Annotated in this window: 17 protein-coding genes; 6 read left to right on the top strand and 11 right to left on the bottom strand. The window is 63.8% G+C overall.

Annotation, left to right across the window (positions count from 1 at the left end; all coding sequences use genetic code 11):
- The first annotated feature begins 1200 nt into the window (after positions 1-1200).
- From LNV08_RS17710 to LNV08_RS17700, 3 genes are all read left to right on the top strand, one after another.
- Positions 1201-2577: a leucyl aminopeptidase family protein gene (locus LNV08_RS17710; RefSeq protein WP_263535060.1), complete on the top strand. Its 1377-nt coding sequence runs from the start codon at positions 1201-1203 to the stop codon at positions 2575-2577.
- Positions 2578-2710: 133 nt separating this feature from the next.
- A complete protein-coding gene (locus LNV08_RS17705; RefSeq protein WP_263535059.1) occupies positions 2711-3187 on the top strand; it encodes a cache domain-containing protein in 477 nt (158 codons plus the stop codon).
- 54 nt (positions 3188-3241) lie between these two features.
- On the top strand, positions 3242-4777 hold the full coding sequence (locus LNV08_RS17700; protein WP_263535058.1) for a methyl-accepting chemotaxis protein: 1536 nt from the start codon (positions 3242-3244) through the stop codon (positions 4775-4777).
- Between the two features lie 55 nt (positions 4778-4832).
- On the opposite strand, the gene LNV08_RS17695 is transcribed toward LNV08_RS17700, so the two are convergent.
- From LNV08_RS17695 to LNV08_RS17685, 3 genes are read right to left on the bottom strand one after another with little or no spacing between them, the layout of a single operon-like run.
- Positions 4833-7304, bottom strand: coding sequence for an ABC transporter permease (locus tag LNV08_RS17695; RefSeq protein ID WP_263535057.1), 2472 nt, complete (start codon positions 7302-7304; stop codon positions 4833-4835).
- Positions 7301-7987: an ABC transporter ATP-binding protein gene (locus LNV08_RS17690; protein WP_263535056.1), complete on the bottom strand. Its 687-nt coding sequence runs from the start codon at positions 7985-7987 to the stop codon at positions 7301-7303. Before LNV08_RS17690 ends, LNV08_RS17695 begins: the two co-directional genes overlap by 4 nt.
- Positions 7984-9207 carry an efflux RND transporter periplasmic adaptor subunit gene (locus tag LNV08_RS17685; protein WP_263535055.1) on the bottom strand — a complete coding sequence of 408 codons (1224 nt, stop codon included), beginning with the start codon at positions 9205-9207 and terminating at the stop codon, positions 7984-7986. Before LNV08_RS17685 ends, LNV08_RS17690 begins: the two co-directional genes overlap by 4 nt.
- Positions 9208-9346: 139 nt before the next feature.
- Between LNV08_RS17685 and LNV08_RS17680 the strand changes: the two genes are divergently transcribed.
- Both LNV08_RS17680 and LNV08_RS17675 read left to right on the top strand, forming a co-directional pair.
- On the top strand, positions 9347-9955 hold the full coding sequence (locus tag LNV08_RS17680) for a response regulator (protein WP_263535054.1): 609 nt from the start codon (positions 9347-9349) through the stop codon (positions 9953-9955).
- On the top strand, positions 9945-11186 hold the full coding sequence (locus LNV08_RS17675) for a sensor histidine kinase (RefSeq protein WP_263535053.1): 1242 nt from the start codon (positions 9945-9947) through the stop codon (positions 11184-11186). The genes LNV08_RS17680 and LNV08_RS17675 overlap by 11 nt, the downstream gene beginning before the upstream one ends.
- A 19-nt stretch (positions 11187-11205) precedes the next feature.
- Here LNV08_RS17675 and LNV08_RS17670 read toward each other — a convergent pair whose 3' ends face one another.
- From LNV08_RS17670 to LNV08_RS17655, 4 genes are read right to left on the bottom strand one after another with little or no spacing between them, the layout of a single operon-like run.
- The gene (locus LNV08_RS17670) at positions 11206-12861 is read right to left on the bottom strand and encodes a GMC family oxidoreductase (RefSeq protein ID WP_263535052.1); all 1656 of its coding nucleotides are present in this window, start codon (positions 12859-12861) and stop codon (positions 11206-11208) included.
- 6 nt (positions 12862-12867) lie between these two features.
- Complete coding sequence (locus LNV08_RS17665) at positions 12868-13509, bottom strand: MarC family protein (protein WP_263535051.1); 642 nt, start codon at positions 13507-13509, stop codon at positions 12868-12870.
- A 44-nt stretch (positions 13510-13553) separates the two neighbouring features.
- A complete protein-coding gene (locus LNV08_RS17660; RefSeq protein WP_263535050.1) occupies positions 13554-14327 on the bottom strand; it encodes a helical backbone metal receptor in 774 nt (257 codons plus the stop codon).
- Entirely contained in the window at positions 14324-15244 is a 921-nt protein-coding gene (locus LNV08_RS17655; protein ID WP_263535049.1) for a hypothetical protein, read from the bottom strand. The genes LNV08_RS17660 and LNV08_RS17655 overlap by 4 nt, the downstream gene beginning before the upstream one ends.
- Positions 15245-15499: 255 nt before the next feature.
- Here LNV08_RS17655 and LNV08_RS17650 point away from each other — a divergent pair, with 255 nt between their 5' ends.
- Positions 15500-16012: an RNA recognition motif domain-containing protein gene (locus LNV08_RS17650; protein WP_263535048.1), complete on the top strand. Its 513-nt coding sequence runs from the start codon at positions 15500-15502 to the stop codon at positions 16010-16012.
- 86 nt (positions 16013-16098) lie between these two features.
- Here LNV08_RS17650 and LNV08_RS17645 read toward each other — a convergent pair whose 3' ends face one another.
- The 4 genes from LNV08_RS17645 to LNV08_RS17630 all read right to left on the bottom strand — a co-directional run bounded on the left by LNV08_RS17645 (position 16099) and on the right by LNV08_RS17630 (position 20723).
- Positions 16099-18414 carry a carbohydrate binding family 9 domain-containing protein gene (locus LNV08_RS17645; protein WP_263535047.1) on the bottom strand — a complete coding sequence of 772 codons (2316 nt, stop codon included), beginning with the start codon at positions 18412-18414 and terminating at the stop codon, positions 16099-16101.
- 220 nt (positions 18415-18634) lie between these two features.
- Entirely contained in the window at positions 18635-19408 is a 774-nt protein-coding gene (locus LNV08_RS17640; protein ID WP_263535046.1) for an SDR family oxidoreductase, read from the bottom strand.
- Entirely contained in the window at positions 19405-20121 is a 717-nt protein-coding gene (gene lptC, locus LNV08_RS17635) for an LPS export ABC transporter periplasmic protein LptC (RefSeq protein ID WP_263535045.1), read from the bottom strand. The genes LNV08_RS17640 and lptC overlap by 4 nt, the downstream gene beginning before the upstream one ends.
- Positions 20122-20141: 20 nt before the next feature.
- The gene (locus tag LNV08_RS17630) at positions 20142-20723 is read right to left on the bottom strand and encodes a KdsC family phosphatase (RefSeq protein WP_263535067.1); all 582 of its coding nucleotides are present in this window, start codon (positions 20721-20723) and stop codon (positions 20142-20144) included.

Raw genomic sequence — 20723 nt, 5'->3', positions numbered from 1 at the left:
TCTTCAAGTTGCGCGCATTAGGGAAGTTATGCAGCGGTCTTATATTGTCAATATTAATTTTGTAACTTGTATCAACGGAGGTCATCATGTCAAATAAAAAATTAAGGTGAAAGAATATCATTCAGGGCGGGACCAAATTTTATGAAAATACATTTTATGGAAAATTGGCGCAAGAACAATATTAGGTCAGGCTCTTAATAAAAGCCTCTCTATGTTAAATGCCTAACATCAGGACTCCCTAATACCAGCAGGCCCAAGCAATGTTGAAAACTTTACTTTTTTTGATCCAGATTATATTTTTAATATCGGCCATTCCAATAATATACATGGAGTGGAGGCGTGAGAAGCAATGGCGAAAAAATAGATGCGCACCACCAAATGAGAAAGACGAGTTAAAGCACGCATACGGAAGCAGATACAAGATATTTCTTTGGTTCTTCTTTTTGGGTGGAATTTTCGCGAGATTTTTAAGTATGTACCTTTATGGAAATAAAAGCTGATTTAATCGATTCCGCGGTTGAGTAAGTTTTCTAAGAACCAAGGATTTTCAAAATTCCATCTACAACAAGGCTCGGGGTCAGGTCTCAAATATATAGTCAAGACCTGACCCTCAAGCCATCGCCTTGCGTAGTGCATGCGCGAAGCGCCGCACCCANTTCTAAGAACCAAGGATTTTCAAAATTCCATCTACAACAAGGCTCGGGGTCAGGTCTCAAATATATAGTCAAGACCTGACCCTCAAGCCATCGCCTTGCGTAGTGCATGCGCGAAGCGCCGCACCCATCGAGGCGACGCGCAGCGAGCCGTGTTCTTGGGTGTTCACCCCTTCTGCATGGGCGAGGAGCGCAGAATTTGCCGGGCGTCGCGAAGCGACTTCAAGATCTGGCTTCGCGCCCCTTGTTTGAACGCAGCGTAGCGCAGTGAGTTGGGCGCGGCCCGGAAAATTCGAGCACTGAGCGGACCCGCAGGGCCATGCGGCAGGGGCGCTTTCTTTGCCCTCTTTCTTGTGCGCCCAAGAAAGAGGGTCGGCCGCCGGGCCGAACTCCCGGCATCGTGGCAGTAGCGCAATGCAAGTGCGGCAGCAGGGTCAGTTCTCTAACTCGACTTGGCCTTGAAACCCCAAGTACGCGGTCCTGAGAAGTGCTTCCCGGCAGTAGACAATCGCTGCTTCTTCAGAGCCGCAACGGAGCCACCCGCACCATGACCGTCCAACTCAAGACATCCGCCTCATCGGGCGCCATCGCCATCACCCTGGTCGACCGCAGCAGTTTCAAGACGCTGGCTGCCACCTTGCCCGCACCGACCCGCCATTGGCTGGCTGCGCTCGGCTTTACCGGTGCGCCCGACAGCTTCGCGCTGGTGCCTGGCCCCGACGGCAAGCTCGGTCAAGTGTTCGCCGGCATCAACCATGTGGCCGATCCTTTCGCCTTGGCTGCGCTGCCCAATGCCCTGCCCGAAGGCCGCTACTTTTTGTCGGACCAAGGCCTGAACCTGCAACCCGAGCAGGCGGCCTTGTCTTGGGAGCTGGGCGGCTATCAGTTTGATCTCTACAAGCCGCGCCGCCGCGCCCCCGCCGAGTTGGTCTTGGCCCCCAGCGCCGATGCGCAGCGCGGCTTGGCTTTCGCGACCGCGATGGCGGCCACCCGCGATCTGGTCAACACCCCCGCCGAGCATATGGGCCCCGAGGAGCTGGCCAAAGCCGCGCTGATGATCGCCAAGCAACATGGCGCCAAGTTCAAGCAAATCGTCGGCGATGACTTGCTGAAGCAGAATTTCCCGGCCATCCATGCCGTCGGCCGGGCCTCGACCCGCGCGCCGCGCTTGATCGAGCTGAATTGGGGTGCCGCAGACGCGCCTTTGCTTTGCATCGTTGGCAAAGGTGTGTGCTTTGACACCGGCGGCCTCGACATCAAGGGCGCCGACGGCATGCGCCAGATGAAGAAGGACATGGGCGGCGCCGCCAATGCGCTGGGCCTGGCCGCGCTGGTGATGGCCTTCAAGCTGCCAGTTCGCCTGCAGGTGCTGATCCCGGCGGTGGAGAACTCGATCGCCGGCAACGCCTACCGCCCCGGCGACGTGATCAAGACCCGCAAGGGCCTGCACATCGAAATTGGCAATACAGATGCCGAGGGCCGCGTGGTGCTCAGCGACGCGCTGGCCTACGCCTCGGAAGGCAAGCCCGAGCTGATCATCGACTTGGCGACGCTGACCGGCGCAGCCCGTGTGGCCCTGGGCGCGCAGCTGCCGGCGCTGTTCAGCAAGCATTTCGACAGCGCGCGTGACCTGGTCGACCTGGGCCTGAAGCTGGAAGACCCGATGTGGCATATGCCGCTGTGGGCGCCTTACAAGGCTGGCATCGAGAGCAGCATCGGCGACATCGTCAACACCGGCCGCAACGCATTGGGTGGCGCCATCAATGCCGCGCTCTTCCTCGAGTACTTTGTGCCCGAGAACCAAGACTGGCTGCATATCGACCTGTTCGCCTGGAACGATGTGGCGCAGCCGGGCCGGCCGGTCGGCGGCGAGGCGCAGACGATTCGCACCTTGCTGGCCTATCTGGAGCAGCGTTTCGCCTGAGCTGTGTGGGCCGGGTGTGACAAATTCCTCAAGCTGGGCGGGCTTGAGCCGATAGGCATCAGGTGGAAGCCGAGCAAAGGGTTTCTACTGCCTTATCCATATAGCCGGCCCGGCTCACCCGAAGGAGTTTGAGATGCATCAGCCTGTCTCCCGTTTCTTTTCCATCGCCAGCTTGATCGCCGGTCTGGCTGCCAGCGCACCGCTGCTGTGCTTGGCCGCCGACGGCGGCGCCACCGAGGAGCAAGCGGTGGCCATGGTCAAAAAGGGCGTCGCCTTCATCAAGGCCAATGGCCATGAGAAGGGTTTTGCCGAGATTTCCACCAAGGGTGGGCAGTTCAGCTACCAAGATCTCTATCTGGTCGCCTATGGCCTCGACGGCACGGTGCGTGCTCACGGCGCCAATATCAAGATGGTCGGCAAGAACCTGATCGACTTGAAGGATGTAGACGGCAAGGCCTTCGTCAAGGAGCGGGTCGAGATGGCCGCCAGCAAAGGCACGTTCTGGCAAGACTACAAGTTCACCAATCCCGAGAACAAAAAGATCGAACCCAAGCGCATGTATTGCGAGAAGCTCGAAGACATGGCCATCTGCGGCGGCATCTACAAGTAATCAGTTCTTTCCATGGGCCGCAGAGCCCGCGTTACTCGTTAACAGGGAGTGGAAATGAAACTAGCTGGCAAATTGCTTGTCGCGCCGCTGTTGACGGCGCTGGTGGTCTTCGGTGCGGGACAAATCAATGTGCTGTTGTTGAGCCGGGTAGCGGACAACAATCTCACCACCATGAATGTCCAGCTGGAGGATTACCGCACCCTCAGCAACGCGCAGGAGCAACTGGCGCAGATCCACACCGGCGTCTATCGCACCGTGGCCTTGATTGGCTCGCTTGACGAGCCCAAGATCAAATCGGCCCGGGCCGATCTGGTGCGGCAGCTGGCGGGTGTACAGCGGGTGGCGGCCAGCATCGGCGACGCCCATGCGGATGATGCCCAGCTGCGCCAAAGCGCCGGCCAGTTGGCGCCGCTGATCGCCAAATACCAAAAGCAGGCCGACGAAGCGATTGATCTGTCTTCGGTCGACCCCAATACAGGCATAGCGGCGCTGCAAGGTGCCGACGAGAGCTTCAAGGGCTTGACGCAGACCATGCGGGCCATGATCACGCGCGTCGAGACTGCTTCTGCCGAGGCTGTAGCGGCGGCCAACCAGCAGGCCTCTCGCAGCAAATGGCTCTTGTCTGCCCTGGGCCTTTTGCTGGCTGCGGCGGCGGTCTATTTGTCCTGGCTGATGCAGCGCAAGTTGACGAATGAATTGCAACGCGCCACCGAGATTGCCGGTGAAGTCGCGGCCGGCAACTTGGCGGTGGACGCCAGCAGCGAGCGCGTCGATGAGGTCGGTGATCTGGTGCGAGCCTTGGGTCGCATGACAGCGCAACTCGGCGGCTCCATGCAGGCGGTGCTGAACGCCTCGGCCTCAATCCGCACCGCCAGCGCCGAAATCGCCAGTGGCAATATGGACTTGAGCGAGCGCACAGAGCAGACCGCCAGCAGCCTGCAACAGGCGGCTTCGTCGATGGATGAGTTGACCAGCACGGTCCGGCAGTCGGCCACCTCGGCCTTGGAAGCCAATCGCCTGGCAGGGACGGCGGCCGAAGTGGCCGCGCGCGGTGGCCGGGTGGTGGCCCAGGTGGTCAGCACCATGGAAGACATCAACAGCAGCTCACGCAAGATCGGCGACATCATCGGCGTCATCGACAGCATCGCCTTTCAAACCAATATCTTGGCGCTGAACGCTGCGGTTGAGGCTGCGCGCGCCGGCGAGCAGGGGCGCGGCTTCGCGGTGGTGGCCGGCGAGGTGCGCTCATTGGCGCAACGCAGCGCGCAAGCGGCGCGCGAGATCAAGGGTTTGATCGGGGCCTCGGTCGAGAAGGTCGAGGGCGGCAGCAAACTGGTGGCCGACGCCGGCCAGACCATGGGCGAAATCGTCGGCAGCGTGGAGCGCGTCTCGGCCATCATCGGCGAGATTTCAACCGCTGCGGCCGAGCAGTCCAGAGGGCTGGACCTGGTCAATGGCTCGGTCGTCAAGCTCGACCAGATGACTCAGCAAAACGCCGCCTTGGTGGAGCAGTCCGCTGCGGCCGCCGAAAGCATGAAGGATCAGGCCATCAAGCTGGCCGACATCGTCGACACCTTCAAGCTGCCTTGATCGCTTGAGCGGCATCGGCGTGTCTCCAAGCCGTGGCGTCCACCACGCGCAAGCCTCAGCGCAAGGCTTCGATCGGCTGCAAGCTCAGTGCCTGGCGCAGATGCCGCAGCGCGGCCAGCACGGTGACGATCAGCGTGATCGCACAGGCCAGCACAAGCGGCAAAACCAGCCCGGACGCGAGGTCCACCCTTGCCTCGAAGCCGCTCAGATAGCGCCAGCCGAGATAAGCAGCCAGCGGCAGGCCCAGCGCGACTGCGGCAAGCCAAGGGAGTGAGAACTCTCGCGCCAAGTGGCGGGCAATCTGCGCATCGCTGGCACCATGCAAGCGATGCAACACCAGCTCGGTGCGGCGCCGCCGCAAGGTGTCGGCGACCAGCGCATAGGCGCCCAGCATGGCTACGCCCACGGCCAGCAGGGCGATGCCGGCCACCAGCGCGCTGATTTGTTGCTCTTGTTGATAGACCTCGGCCAACTGCTCGTCTGCGGACTGAATCTCATGCCCGATCGCCGGGCCATGCGCGGACCAGATGTCATCCAATGCGCGGCGCAACGCCACCGGGTCGGGACCATAGACGCTGATGTCGTATTGCGCCGCCTCGCTGAGTAAAAAGGCCTGTGGCAGCGCGGGCTCACGGGCCGACTCTAGGCGCACATCCTTCACCACCGCCACAACCCGGCGTGCGTCCTTCCCTTCTTGCAGCCATTCGCCCCCGCCGTGCAACAAGGCGCCCACCGCTGCCTGAGGGCTGGCAAAGCCCAGCAGGCGAGCGGCTTTTGCGTCTAACACCAGGCGCTGCTCGCCATCGCCCCGGGCATCACTGGCGGGCGCGGCGCCGCCCTCCCTTGGGTCCCCCGCCAGCACGGTCATGCCATAGGTGTCGAAAAAGCTGGCCGAGACGCGACTGACCCGCAGCGTCTGCTTGTGGCGGCTGGCGCTGACATGCGGATCGCGCTCGCCCATGGTGTCACGCGCCGGCCGCATATTGCTGAAGGCCCAGTGCTTGATGGCCGGATGCTGAGTCAGCGCGTCAGTCAAAGGCTTCAGGTTAGGTACGGCCTCGGGGTTGACCAGCAGGCCCAGCCACAAGCGACCATGGGTCGCAAAGCCGCGATCCAACTGCAGCAGATGCTGTTGTTGCAAGGCCAATACGCCGGCCAGGCCCAACAGCAAGATGGAGCCACCCAACTGCAAGCTCAACAAGGTCTGGCGCAGGCGGCGGCCCCAGGGACCTTCGCTGGCATTGCGGCCCTGCAATGCCGGTGCCGGCGCGCGACGCAGCGCGGCCCAGGCAGGCAGGGCCAAGATCAGCGGCAGGAGCAGCAACACGCTCAGGCCTAGGCCGATCCAGGCGCGCAAGGGCAGAGGGTCAGCCACCGGATGGCGGGGATCCAGGCCAATCCAGGCGGCAAAAGCGGGGGCCAGCCACCAAGTCACCAGGGCAGCCCCGGCAGCAGCCAGTAGCAGAGGCAGCAACACCTCCAAACCCCACAGCTGGAGCAGGCGCGGGCCGTCTGCACCCAGGCTGCGGCGCAATGCGGTTTCGCGTTGGCGTTGCAGCAGGCTGGCGGTTTGCACATTCATGCTGTTGAAGGAGGCCAGCAGCAGCAGCAAGGCGCAGGCCGCGCCGACAGCGCCCAACAACTGCCAACGCAGCTCACCTACATCGCCTTCAAAGGGCAGTTGGGTCAGTGTGAGGCCACGGAAGTAGGCGGCTTGGCGGCCATTGGCTGTCCACTCGGCGGGTAGCTTGGCGTAGGCCGGATTGGCCTCGAAGGCGGCACGCATCCAGCCGCCAACCTGCTCGACGCTGGCGCCCGGCGCCAGCCGCGCATACACCCGCCCGTTGATGATGTAGATGGCCTCGCGCTGCGCCGGTGTGCGGGTATTGGCCTGCGAGTCATAGCCGGCTATGGCCATTGCCAGGCCGACCGAGGGCATAGTGCCGGGGTTGGCCAGCGGGTTGCGCGGATCCAGAGCGGGCAGCACGGCGGTGACGGTGTAGAGCTTACCCTCGCCCTCGATCTGCCGACCGATGGCCTGCGCCGCAGGCAGATCGCCCCAGAGCTTGCGCAGCAGGTCGGTATTGATGGCGATGCCGTCGCGCCGCTGCAGGCTGGCGTACAAATCGCCGTGCAAGCTCTTGAGGCCCAGCAGCGCCACAATGTCCGGGTCGGCCAGCACCAGATATGCGGCCTGCAGCCGCCCATCGATCTTGATGTCCAGGCCGCCTTGGCCGACCCGGCTGATTTGTTCCAGCGGCACTTGGCGGCGCTTGAGCATGTCGGCAAAAGACAGCGGTGCGGCGGTGAACCAAAAATTGCTCTCGCCCGGCAGATTGCCCTTGAAGTCCAGCAATACGACGCGCTGCGGATCGGGCACGCCGGGGTCGGGGTCGGACAAGGCGATCGCCAGCAGCCCCACCAGCAGGCATGCCGTCAGCGCCATCATCAAGCCGCCCAGCGCCACCCCTGTGGCCCAGCGGCGCGCGCGTAGCCCCCCAAGAACGTCTCTTAGCAAGGCCCTCATTGCAACTGCTCCGTCTGTGCGTCGACCAATACACGACCATCCAGCAAGCGCACAGTGCGCGAGGCCAGCGCGGCATGCTCGGCACTGTGGGTCACCATCACCAGCGTCGTGCCCTCTTCGTTCAATTCGCGCAGCAGGCGCATCACCTCCTGGCCATGGGCGCTGTCGAGGTTGCCGGTGGGTTCATCCGCCAGCAGCAGCGCCGGGCGGGCCGCGATGGCGCGGGCAATCGCGACCCGCTGCTGCTGGCCGCCGCTGAGCTGACTGGGGTGGTGGCCGGCGCGGTGGCTGAGGCCTAAACGCGCCAAGACTTCGGCCGTGCGGGCACGCTGCGCGTGGGCAGCGAGTGGCCCGTAGCGCAGGGCCAGCATCACGTTGTCCTGCACCGTCATCTCGTCGATCAGATTGAAGCTCTGGAACACAAAGCCGATGCGGCCGCGGCGGATGGCAGCCAACTCGCGCGCTGTCTTGCCTGTGACGTCCTCGCCTTGCAGGCGGTAGGTGCCGCTGCTGGCTTGGTCCAGCAGGCCCAGCAAGCCCAGCAGCGTGGATTTGCCGCAACCTGACGGGCCGGTGATCGCGACATATTCGCCGGCCTCGATGTGCAGATCGATCGCGTCCAGTGCGGTTGTTTCGAGATCGCCGCTGCGATGGAGCTTGCTGAGTTGTTTGAGTTCAATCATGGCATTTGATAGCTATTCGCTAAGTCAACAGGGGTTTGGGAAACAAGAACTTGCTCGCCGGCCTGCAGGCCGGCTAGCACTTCGACCTGGCCGGCAGCGCGTCGGCCTAACTGCACGCTGCGGCGGCGCAGCTCGCGTCCCTGCAGCACATAGAGCTGGGTCTGCACGCCGGGTCCGTCGGGCAGCAGCAAGGCGGGTCGAGCACGGTCCAACTGCAGGCGCAGGTCGACAGCCTGGCCAGGCGCCAAATTGGTGAGCCCATTCGCCCAGCGCAGCAAGACCCTCACCTTGCCGCCCTGTACTTGCGGCAGGATCTGGGCCAGGCGCAGCTCGCCCAGCGTGTCGACCACGCTGCTGAGCGCAAGCTGCCCGATCTGCAGTCGCGGCAGGTAGTACTCATCCACCTCGGCTAGCAGTTGCATGCCACCGCTGGGGTCGTCGATACGGCCCAGGCGGTCGCCAGGCCGCACGCTGGCACCCACCTGCAGTTGAAAACCGCTCAATCGACCCGCGATGGGCGCGCGCTGCAGCAGGCGTTCGCGTGATCGCTCCAGCAACTGCAGGCCGCGCCGCAAGCCCTGCACCGCGCGAGCCATCTCGTCGAGCGACTGCTGGCGGGTGTCGGCCTCTTGGCGCTGGTCCCGCTGAGCCTGCTGCAAAAGCTGGTCGGCGAGCCGAGCCTGGCGTTGCGCCTGCTCCAAGGCGGCCATCGACACAAAGCCTGCCGCCGCCAGCTGAGACTGGCGCTGAAGTTCGGCTTCGGCATGCTGTTGCGCCGCCTGCAACTGAGCCAGCTCGCGGCGGTTCTGCGCCAGGCTGGCTGCTTGCGCGCTGCGCTGGACGGAGACGTTAGCCATCTGCTGCGCCACCTCGGCGCTGCGCTGCATCAGCAGCTGTTCTTGCTCGGGGCTGAGCAGCCGATACAGCGGGGCACCGGCCGCGACCAGTTCGCCGTCCTGCGTCAGTACCGCTTCGACGCGGCCGGCCTCGGCTGCATCGAGCTGCACCGAGCGCAGCGGTTCGGCGCGGGCGCGCAGCAGCAGCTCGTCACGAAAATCCCCCTGACGCACGGTCGCGAGCTGAGGGGCGCTCACTGTTTTGCTGGCTGGCTCGCCGGCCCAGCGCAGCGCGGCTGCGCCCAGGGCCAGCAGCAACAGAATCAGGCTAAAGCGAGGCGCGAGACGGCGCCAGCGCGGCGGCCGATCAATGCGACGGTCCATGGCCGCGCCGCTGAGATGGAGGGTTTGATTTGTTATCACATTCGCAGCATCGCAGCGCCCGCAAGCCTTGCCTAGCCACCTGTCCGTTTCCGGACAGGTCTCTCGCGCACGCCCGTCACTTGCTGCGAAGATGCGGTCCGTGATTGACGATCAAGCATCCCCCACCCCCTCGATCTTGCTGCTGGACGACGACCCCGAAGTCGGCCTGGCCGCCCAGCTGCTGCTGCAGCGTCGGGTGGCGCCCTTGCATCAGCTGCGCCGCCCGGCCGAACTCAGCGCGGCGCTGGATAGATTGGCTCCGACCCTGCTCTTGCTGGACCTTAATTTCGGACCCGGCCGCAACGATGGCGCCCAAGGCATGCGTTTGTTGGCCGAGGTGCTGGCGCGGCCGCAGCCACCCTTGGTGCTGGTGATGACGGCCTATGCCGAGCTGGAGCTGGCGATCCAGGCGCTCAAAGCCGGCGCCTTCGATTTCATCACCAAGCCTTGGGACAATGTGCGCCTGATTGCCACCTGCCAGCAGGCCCTGCAAAAGGCGCGGGCCGGCTCGGTGCCCGGCTCGGCGGCGACGCCGTCCAGCCCCGCTGTCCTGACTGGCCCCGAGAGGGCGGGTTCTCTCGCCGCCCAGGAACGTGCCGCTTTGCTGAGCGCCATGGCTCAGGCCGAGGGCAATCTCAGCGCTGCAGCGCGTCTGCTGGGTCTGTCGCGCGCGGCGCTGTACCGGCGATTGGAAAAACATGGGCTATGAAGTATTGCGGCTGCTGGCGGCGGCCCTGCTGTTGCTGGCGGCCGGCGCGCTGGGTCATTTGGCCGCATCGCCTGCTTCGGTCAGCTTGGGCGGGATGGAACTCGACGCCGCCCGCATCGCGGCCGCGGCGACCCTGCTAGGCCTGGCCGGTTTGGCTCTGGCTTGGCCGCTGGCACGTGCGAGCGCCAGGCTCAAGGCTCAGCCGCCTCAAGCGCTTCAATCGCCGAGCGACCTTGCCCCGTCAGAGTCCCCGGCGGGGCTCGCCCTCGCTCAGCAAGTCCAAATGGAACATCTGCCGGTCGCCGCCTGGCTGCTCAGCGCGACTGGCCTGCAGGCGCTTTCCAATCGTGCCCGGCGCCTGGGCGCTCCGGGCGGTGTGCGAGACAAGGCCGCGCTGCATGCACTGCTGGCCTGCGCCAAAGCCAGCGGCCCGGTGCTGCTGGACACAGAGCGTGGCAGTGAACGCTGGCAGCTGCAGCGTCAGTCGCTGAGCTTGCATGGCCAGCCGCAGACGCTGCTGGTGCTGGTGCCCTTGGAGAACGAACTGGCAAGCGAATCGCTGCTGGCCTGGCAGCAACTGGTGCAGGTCTTGACGCACGAAATCATGAACTCGCTCACCCCCATCAAGAGCCTCAGCCAGACGGCGCTGATGCTGCTGGACGAGGGGTTAGACGATCCGACCAACGAGTCCGAGTTCCGCACCGCATTGGCCGGCATCGCGCATCGCAGCGAAGGCCTATCCAGCTTTGTACGCAACTACCGCCGCGTCAGCCAGTGGCCCGCACCCGAGATGGCGCCGGTCGCCTTGCAGGATTTGTTCCAACGCCTGCATCAAGCCACTGCACCCGCCTGGATCGCTCGCGGCGGCGAAGCCAATTTCGAGTTGGCCTCACCCAGCTTGCGTCTGCTGGCCGATGAGGGTCAACTGGAGCAAGCCTTGTTGGCTCTGTTGCAGAACTCCGCTCAGGCCACCGCCGAATTGAGCCAGCCGCGCCTGTGGGTACAAGCCCGTTTAGGTCGGGGTGGGCGCTTGCAAATCAGCGTGCGCGATAACGGACCGGGTGTCCCGGCGGGCTTGGAGCGGCAAATTTTCATGCCCTTCTTCAGCGCCCGCGAAGGCGGACAAGGCATAGGCCTTGCCGTCGTACGTCAATTGGTGCATGGGATGGGCGGTCGCGTGCGGCATGTGCGGCCGCTGGAGGGCGGGGCGACATTTGTACTGAGTTTTTGAGCTTGAAGAAGCTGACAACTCAATCGCCCGCCACCAACCACGCAGCCGCCTTTTCCGCCATCATCAAAACCGGCGAGTTGGTGTTGCCGCTGGTGATGGTGGGCATCACGCTGGCATCAACCACGCGCAAGCCGCGCACGCCAAACACGCGCAGATGACTGTCCACAACGGCCATGGCGTCATCTGAGCGACCCATCTTGCAAGTGCCGACCGGATGGAAGATGGTGGTGCCGATCTCGCCGGATTGGGCGATCAAATCTTCATCGCTTTGGTGCTGCAGGCCGGGCTTGTACTCGTCCGGCTTGAATGCTGAAAACGCCGGCTGAGCGATGATTTGGCGAGTTCGCCTCAAGCCGGCAGCGGCGACGCTGCGGTCTTCTTCGGTGCTCAGATAGTTGGGCGCGATGGCTGGCGCTTGGGCCGGGTCGGCCGATTTGATCTGCACCGTGCCGCGGCTGCTCGGGTTCAGGTTGCAGACACTGGCGGTGATGGCGTTGAAGCTATGCAGCGGCTCGCCGAAGGCTTCCAGCGACAGGGGCTGGACGTGGTACTGCAGGTCGGGCCAAGGCTTGTCGGGGCTGCTGCGGGTGAAGGCGCCGAGCTGCGAGGGCGCCATGCTCATGGGCCCTGTGCGTTTGAGTGCGTACTCCAGTGCGATCTTGGCCTTGCCGAAGAGGCTGGCTGCACGGGTATTGAGCGTGAGTGTGCCCGCCACCTTGAAGACGCTGCGCAGTTGCAGATGATCTTGCAGGTTGGCGCCAACGCCAGGCAGATCTTGTTCAACCGCGATGCCCAGGCGCGTCAACAAGTCGGCCGGGCCAATGCCGGACAGCTGCAGAATCTGCGGCGAACCGATGGCGCCTGCGGCCAGCAGCAATTCGCCGCCCGGATTGAGCTTGACGTGTTCCAGCCCGCCAGGGGTTCGCACCTCGGCGCCCTGGCATTGCAACTGCCCATCGACACGCGCCAGCTTGAGCCGCTGTACCAGGCTGCCGGTCCATAACTCGAAATTCGGGCGGGCGTAGCAGATCGGGCGTAAAAAGGCCTTGGCGGTGTTCCAGCGCAGGCCTTTGCGTTGATTGACCTCGAAATAGCCCACGCCTTCGTTGTTGCCGGCATTGAAATCTTCGGTCGCGGGGATGCCCGCCTGCACGGCCGCTTGGGCAAAGGCGTCCAGCACGTCCCAGCGCAAGCGTTGGCGCTCGATCCGCCATTCGCCACCGTGGCCGTGCGCAGCCTTGAAAGCCGCCGTGGCTTGGGTGGATGCGCCCGCTGCTTGGTCGAGCCGCCAATGGTTCTCATGTTGTTTGAAGAAGGGCAGGCAAGCTCCCCAGCGCCAAGCCGGGTCACCGGTGGCTGCGGCCCAGCCCTCATAGTCACGGCTTTGGCCGCGCATATAGATCATGCCGTTGATGCTGGAGCAGCCGCCCAGCACCTTGCCGCGCGGGTAGCGCAAGGCGCGCCCGTTGAGGCCCGGCTCGGGCTCGGTCTGGTAGAGCCAGTCGGTGCGCGGATTGCCGATGCAATGCAGATAACCGACCGGGATGTGGATCCAGTGGTAATCGTCCTTGCCGCCGGCCTCCAGCAGCAGTACGCGTTTTTCGGGGTCGGCCGACAAACGATTGGCCAAGAGGCAGCCGGCGGTGCCGGCACCGACGATGATGTAGTCAAACATCCCGGCTTAGCCAGAAATATGTGAGGCCAGGACCGGGAAGAGCTTGATCAGCCCATCGGCCAACAGCTCCACCGCCAGCGCCGCCAGAATCAGCCCCATCAAGCGGGTCATGATGTTGATGCCGGTTTGGCCCAAGGCGCGCGCAATGCGCCCCGAAGCCGAGAACACCAGATAAGTAAGCAGGCCCACCACCACGCCATAACCCACCAGCACCGCTAACTCCCACCAATGACGGGTTCGGTCGGCGTAAATGACCATGGTCGAGATCGTCGCCGGGCCGGTCAGCAGCGGGATGGCCAAGGGCACAACCGCAATGCTGGAGCCGCTGTCGGCCTTGTCCGCACCTTCGGTCAGGTCGTCCTTGCGGCTTTCGGCCGGCTGCGCGTTGAGCATCTGGATCGAGCTGATCAAGAGCAGGGTGCCGCCGCCGACCTGGAAGGACGCCAGCGAGATGCCGAAGAACTCGATCACTCTCAGCCCCACGAGGGCGCTGATCGAAATCACCAAAAAGGCGGTGAAGGAGCTGACCAGAATCGTCTTCTTGCGCTGTTCGCGCGTCAGATGGCTGGTGAAGTGAATGAAGAAGGGCACGACCCCGACCGGGTTGACGATGGCGAGCAGGGCGACCAGAGGTTTGTAGATGTCCATGGCTGGATTGTGTGGGCAGGACAGCAGCCCGGGGCAAGGGGTTGTTACTGAGTCGCCAAATCGCGCAAATAGTCCAGCCCCTGCGCGGCGCGCGGGCCATACCAGCTGAGCAACTCGCCATCAATCAGCTGCACCTTGGCTTGCGGGCACAAGGCCTGGGCGAAGGGCAGGTGGCTGGTGTCGAAGCGATAGGGCTCGGAGCTGAGCAGCACGCGGTCGATTTGCGCCAGCCAGGCCTCATCCCCCTGCAAGGCGGGGTAACGCGCCGCGCCGGACTCGCCGCCCTGCACCGCCGGCCAGCTTTGCCAGCCGACCTCGGCCAACATGCGCGCGATATAGGTGTCGCGTGCGACCGTCATCCAAGGCTCGCGCCAGATCAGGTAGAGCACGCGCTGCAGCGGCCAGCTTTGACGGCGGCACCGCTGCAAGGCGAGATTCAGCTCGGCAGCCAGCGTCGCGCAGCGCTCTTTGACGCCCTGCACGATGCCGAAGTGCTCTTGCATTTGCGTCAACAGGCTCAGGTTGTCCACCGGCGCTTGCGGATGCGTGACCACGATATGCGGCACAAACTCGCGCAAGGCTTCGACTAACTCCAGGCGGTTTTCGTCGACATTGACGATCACGTGGCTGGGCGCCAATTGGCGCAGCCTGGCCAGGTTGACATCCTTGGTGCCGCCGACCTTGGCTACATCGGCCAAGGCGGCCTGCGGGTGGATGCAAAAGCCGGTGCGCGCGACCAGGTAGGGGCGCAGACCCAGGTCCACCAGCAACTCGGTGATGCTGGGCACCAGGCTGGCGATGCGCAAGGCCCCCGTCATAGCGCCGCGTCGTCTGCCGGTGCGTCCTGCAAGGCCAAGAAGACCGCGCAGCAGCCGCGCAGATAGACCAAGGTGGGCAAGACCAGCGCGATGGCAAAGACAACACCGCCGCCGATCAAGGTCGCCATGCCCAGCGGCGTGGCAGCGACCGGCGCACCGGTGGCGCCCAGGCTGCGCAGGCCGTAGCCAAACAGGCCCGCCATCAATTGTTGGGCCGGCACATCAATGCCGATCAGCCAGACCATCAAAAACGCCAAGGCCCGGCCACCGCTGACGACGACAAAGCTGACTGCCGCGCTGACCAGGCCAGTGGTCAAGAGCACGGCCATCATCAAGGCGCCTGCCTCCAGCGCGCCGTGGCGCAACTGCTTCAGCAAAAGACGGGCGGTGCCGAGCGCGCTGCGGCCGCTCCACATCGACGGCCCCGTCAGCGGTCCGACAATGACCGCACCGCTGAAGGCCATCACGCCCAGCAAGGCCACACACAGCGGCACCATGAGCGCAAACAAGGGTGTGCCTATCCATGGCAGCTTGACGGCCCAGAGCAGCGCCACCAGGGCGCCCAGCGCCAGTGCCATCAAGGAAAGCATCATCAACAGGCTCAGCAGCACCTTGGGGGCGACGCGCAGCGCATCATGAAAAGCGTCCACAACATCGCGCACCGGCCGGCCGCGCGCCTGATCCATCAAGAGCAGGCCGGTGGTGTTGACGCCCAAAAATGCCGTCACCAAACCCAGGCCCGCCCAAATCACGCCCCAGGTGGTGTCGGTCTTGGCTAGCGCCGATTCGGCCGAGGCCAACATCAAACCGGCCAGACAAAACGCACTCAACAAGGCATAGAGCGCGCGGCCATTGCGCGGCGCGTCGATGCTGGCGAGCACCCGGTTCAAGGCATGGAGCGAGAGTTTTTGGGTCATGGCGGTCATCATAGCCAGCGAGTTATCGGCCTCTGTTGTCGCCTCGGCGCGCCCCTTAGTCCGCCATTCGCACGGCAAAGAGGCTAGGGTTTTTTCTATCAGCTAAAAAACAACAATTACCCTGCCGAGGGTGTGCGTAGCTAGACCCTTCGCCCATAATCATTTACCTGTGTATGGAAGCCGCACCTTCGCTTGAATGGTTCAGGATGGGTTGAAGCTCCGCATGGTTTTTTTGGTATTTGAAAGGGCTTCCCCATGGGAAACAAGCTTTACGTTGGCAATCTTGCCTACAGCGTGCGCGACGAGACACTGCAAGAGGCATTCTCGCAATTTGGTCAAGTCACATCTGCAAAAGTCATGATGGACCGTGACACTGGCCGTTCCAAGGGCTTCGGCTTTGTGGAAATGGGCTCTGATGCCGAGGCGCAAACCGCCATCAACGGCATGAACGGTCAAGACATCGACGGCCGTGCCATCGTTGTCAACGAGGCACGTCCTCGTGAAGAGCGTCCAGGCGGCTTCGGTGGCGGTGGCCGTTCCGGTGGCGGCGGCTTCGGCGGCGGCGGTGGCCGTTCCGGTGGCGGCGGCTACGGTGGCGGCGGCGGCGGTGGCGGCGGCTACGGTGGTGGCGGCGGCTACGGCGGCGGCGCTGGTGGCGGCGGTGGCCGTTCCGGTGGCGGCGGCTACGGCGGTGGCGGCGGTGGCCGTTCCGGCGGTGGCGGCGGCTACGGCGGCGGCGGTGGCCGTTCGGGTGGCGGCGGCTATTAATTAGCCCTGTAACTCGGCAATCGAAAAGGCGCCCTAGGGCGCCTTTTTCTATGGCGTTATGGCGTTATGGCAATTTGTTCCTGCGATCAGGGCTGGAAGCCGAAGGTCGCCTTCGCGAATAGCTCGGTATGACGCTCTTGCGCGGGTCTGTCGTGGGCCGAGACCAGACCCAGGCTCAGTATCCGGGACAAGCCCATGCGGTGCTGGTAGACCAGCGACACATGGCGCGAGCGCTCATCCGAGCCCAGCAAACCGGCCTCGGGCGCCCGTTGATAGCGGGTCTGCTGCGCAATCGCCCGAAAAGAATCAAAAGCACTAATATGCAACACCGCCAAGGTCTGTGCGTTGTTCTCCGTGAAGCTGCGCTGACCTAATGGGTTACGCACATGGCTTTGGCCGAGTTGTTGTTCGAGTTCCAGCCAAGCGCCCCAAGGCAGGGGGCTGCGCAACTTGGCCTGCAGCATCAGGCTGAGGCCGCGCCCCAGGCGATCGGCCTCGACGTCAAGTTGGCGGCCCCAGCTGAGGTCCGCGCCTAGCAAGGTCAGCCAGGAAGTCGGGTTCGACTCAAAGCCCAGATTCAATGTGCGCGGCGCATGCAAGGTGCCCCCGGCACGTGCGCGCTGCTGATCCAGCCCCAGGTGCCCCCATACCCCGGTATTGCGTGCTGCGGCCAACCAGAAGCCCGGCTGCACTTGGCGCTCAATCACTTCGCCGGCCTTGACGCTGCGTTGCGCGTCATCCAGCGTTTGCGACTGCATCAGCTTGAGTTGCAGCTCTAACTCATGCGCCTCAAATGCGGCCCAATCGCCCAGCGCCGGCAAGGCCAAGGTCTGCTCGGGCAGGCGGCGGTTCAGATGCGCGGTGACGCGACGAAAGCCGGTTTGGCTGACAAAGCCGTTGTCATTAGCAAAGCGTGGGCTGCTTTGCTCGTACTGCGCGCTGTTGTTCCAGTCCGAGTTACGCCGGCGCCATTCGGTCCATAGCTTGTGCCCGCTTTCCGACTTGATGCGCGTCAGTTGCCCGTTAGCATCAAAGCCTGCGCTGGTGCTGGAGGCCAAGAGATGGCCCCGCAGCAGGTCAGTGTCGCCGACCGGCGCGGAAAAGTCGCTGCCCAGCACCGCATTGCTGGCACCTTGGCCGTAGTCCCGCTGCGAAGCCAAGAGACCCAGGCCGACGGTTTGAGCGCCGGCCGCGAGTTGTAGCCTTGTGCGGGCAAAGCTGGCGCGCGAGGCGAGGCTTTGCGCGTAGCTCTGCGTGCCGTAGGCGTTGGCCCGGCGGATCTCCCCGCCGCCGGCATCTTGCAGGCTCAGCAGCGTTGCTTCGGCCATGGCGCCGCGCCAGGTGGCGCGCAAGCCCCAGTTCGGGTCGGTGATTGCGCGCGAGTAAAAGGCCGCCAAGCTTTGCTGCTCGTGATCACCTTCGGATTGGCTTTGGCCGACCACATCGGTGCTCTCCAGAAAAAAGCTGCGTTTTTCTTGCACGCTCAGCGCAAAGCGGGTGTTGCCGGCCAGCTGCGGGGTGTCCAGTTCGACCTGCGAGAAGTCGGGGTTCAGGGTCGCATCAATCACCCAGTCTGCCCTGGGGCGCCATTTCAGCTCGGCGCCCAGCGACAAGCTGCCATGATCGTGGCGGCCGCTGGGGTCGGACGCGCGTTCCCGGCGCGCCGTCAACTCGGGGCGAATGTTCAAAAAGCTGCGCTCCCGTACCTCTTCGACCAAATCACCCAGCCCGCCCAGCGGCTGCAGCTCTGCAATGAAGCTGAGGGAGTCTTTGCTCAAGGGCGCGCTCACGTCCAGGCGGCTGCTCTCGCGCGGCGTGCTGCGCGTCACCATCAGCAACCAGGGTGCGCCGTCGGCATAGGGGAAGCGCAAGGCGGCGAGTGGCCAGCGCAGCTCGACGCTATAGCCGTCGGGCAGCAGCTGGACGGCTGCCTGCAGATCGAAGTCGGGCGCGAAGTCTTCGGCGTCGTCGTCGGCGCTGAACAGCCCGTCGGCGATCACGCCCGCAGCGCTGACGCGGGCGAACTGGGCCGAGCGGCGTTGGCCCACCGGGTCCAGCACGACAGATACAAAGTCTTGATCGCGCTTGACCTTGTCGCGCCTTGAGAGGGGTGCGCGAATCAGTTCGGGTGCCGGGTCATAGGCTCTGATGCCAAAAACAAGCGCATCGTCGCTCAGCAATACCTGTACGGTGGTGCGCCAGCGGGCGGGTTGCTTGTCTTGCGGCAGGAACTGCACAAACTGGTCGAACAAGGGCGCGCGCTGCCAAGCGGCTTCGTCGAGACGGCCGTCGATCTGGGTGACGGGCTCAGCCGCGGTCAAACGCAGGGCCGCAATCCCGCTGGAGGCTTGCGCAGACAAGCCGAGGGCGGCCAGGGCCACGCCAAGGATGAAATTTTTCATGATGAGACAAGACGGGTTCAACACAGGTGCTGCGAATTGCGCGGCACCGTCGTCAGTTGCGGACGGACGGGATAGGCGTGCGTCAGCAGATGCACGCGCCGGGCCGGGTCACTAACAGGGGTGTAGAACTTTCAACATGATGCATCCTTGCTCGCACGCGGCTTGCAGCGTGCTTGTCGGGGCGCAGTGTAAGGGCTTTTGGCGCCGAGGCCTTAGAACTTTATTCGCCCTGCCTATGCTTGCGGGGCCGACCCGCCAGCAGCCGATCAAATAATGCATTAGGCAGCAGACGCAGAATCCGTGCCACCACGCCCATCTGCCAGGGAATGAAGCGCAGGCTAGCGCCTTCGCTGATGGCTTGAAATGCGCGCTCCGCGAAGTCTTGTGGTTGCATCAGGAAGGGCATGCTGTAGCGGTTCTCGCGGGTCAGCGGCGTGTCGATATAGCCCGGTGCAATCGTCACTACTTTGACGCCGTGAGGCCGGCATTCGCCGCGCAGGCTTTCGCAATAGCTGATCACCGCTGCCTTGCTGGAGCAATAGGCGGCATGGCCGGGCAGGCCGCGGATGCCGGCCACGCTGGCGATGCCGACCAGCGCACCGCTGCGGCGTTGCAGCATCGGCGCGATGAAGGGCTGAAAGGTCGCGGCCAGGCCGATATTGTTGGTCGCATAGACGCGCCGCATCACCTCGATATCGTCAAGGATGGCGCTGTCGATGCCGACGCTGATGCCGGCGTTGGCGATCACCACGTCCGGCAAACCCTGGGCCGTGATGCAGGCCTGGCCCGCTCCGGTGATGGCGGCGATATCGCAAACATCGGCGCCGTAGATCGCAAAACGGTCAGTGCTCAGTTCTTGCGCCTGCGCCCAAGTTTGCAACTCCGTCGTGCGCCGGGCCACCAGGGCCAAGCGCCAACCGGCACGGTAATACTGCAGCGCAAGCGCCTGCCCAATGCCGCTGGACGCACCGGTGATGTAGACCAAGCCCGTCATGGAGTTTTCGCCTTTTTGCCTGCCTTGCTGGAATCGGCCGCTTCGAAGCGGGCTTGCGTGCGGCCGCCAAAACTCAGGCGGCTGGTCAAATACTCGAACTCGAAACTCTGCGCTTTGATCTCCGCGCCGGCATAGTTCAGCTGCACGGGTAGATGGGAGCGCAGAATCTCGGTGTTAGCAAAAGCTTGCAAAAATTCGCCGCGTACCTCTAGTTTGGGGCCGCTGGCCGATTTGTCCGCCGACACCGGATCGAAGCGCTGCACATGCACGCCGCCGAGCAGCTGCACCTCGCTGCCATCGCTATTGCTGATGGCGCGATTGGCGGTTGCCAGCGTCAGACCGCCATCGCTGCCGAAGCTGCGCAGGCTGATGCCGTCAATCTCCAGCGTGTCGGTATCGGGGTAGTGACGCAGCTCTCGCCCCTCGATGCGCACGCGCATCAGTCCGTCGGGACCGACTCTTTGCAGATCGAAATTCATCATCTGGTAATCTGGCTCGTGGCGAGGCGGCGGCAGCGCATCCACGCCGCCCGGCGAGGGCGTGTTTTTGAGCAGCCACCAAGTGCCGCTGGCCAGCGCGGCCATCAGCAAGAGCGGCAAAAAATTGGCCAAAAAGGACTGCAAGCGCCACACCCAGGTCTTGGCCAAGCGCGGCCGGCTGGAAGCCAGCGGCGGTGCCAGGCGAGGCGCCGCAACAGGCGTCGATCCAGGCAAGAGGGGCGAGCCTCCCGGCATCAGCTCCGGCCCCCATCCAGCGTGTCCAACTGACTGTTCAGTAATAGCTGGTAGCGCCCACAGGCTTGCAACATCAAGTCACAGCACTCGCGCGCCGCGCCATGGCCGCCTGCGGCTTGAGTGACGTAATGCGCGACCGCCTTGACCTCGGCATGAGCTTGCGCCGGCGCGCAGGCAAAGCCGACCCGGGTCATGAGCGGCAGATCCGGCCAATCGTCGCCCATCGCCGCCACCTCGGCCCATTGCAAACCGAGTTGGTCGAGGATGGGCTGCGCCACCGCGTATTTGTCCTTGGCGCCATAAGCTGCATATTGCAAGCCCAGATCGGCGACGCGGCGACGCACGGCGGGGGAATCTCGCCCGGTGATGATGATGGGCGTGATGCCGGCCTGCGCCAGCAGCTTCAGGCCATGGCCGTCCAGCGTCGAGAAAGCCTTGAAGCTCTCCCCCTGCTCGCCGATATAGATGCGGCCATCGGTCAGCACGCCGTCCACATCGAAGATCGCAGCCTTCAGACCTAAGCCCGTGCCTTGGGCCAATAGCAAAAGCTCCGGGGCAAATTTCAAAGCCGCATTCAACAT

The organism is Paucibacter sp. TC2R-5 (assembly GCF_025717605.1).
GTDB classification, from domain to species: Bacteria; Pseudomonadota; Gammaproteobacteria; order Burkholderiales; family Burkholderiaceae_C; genus Paucibacter_A; species Paucibacter_A albus.
Note: the sequence above shows the minus strand (reverse complement) of the source record. Positions and strands in the feature narration are given on the sequence as shown.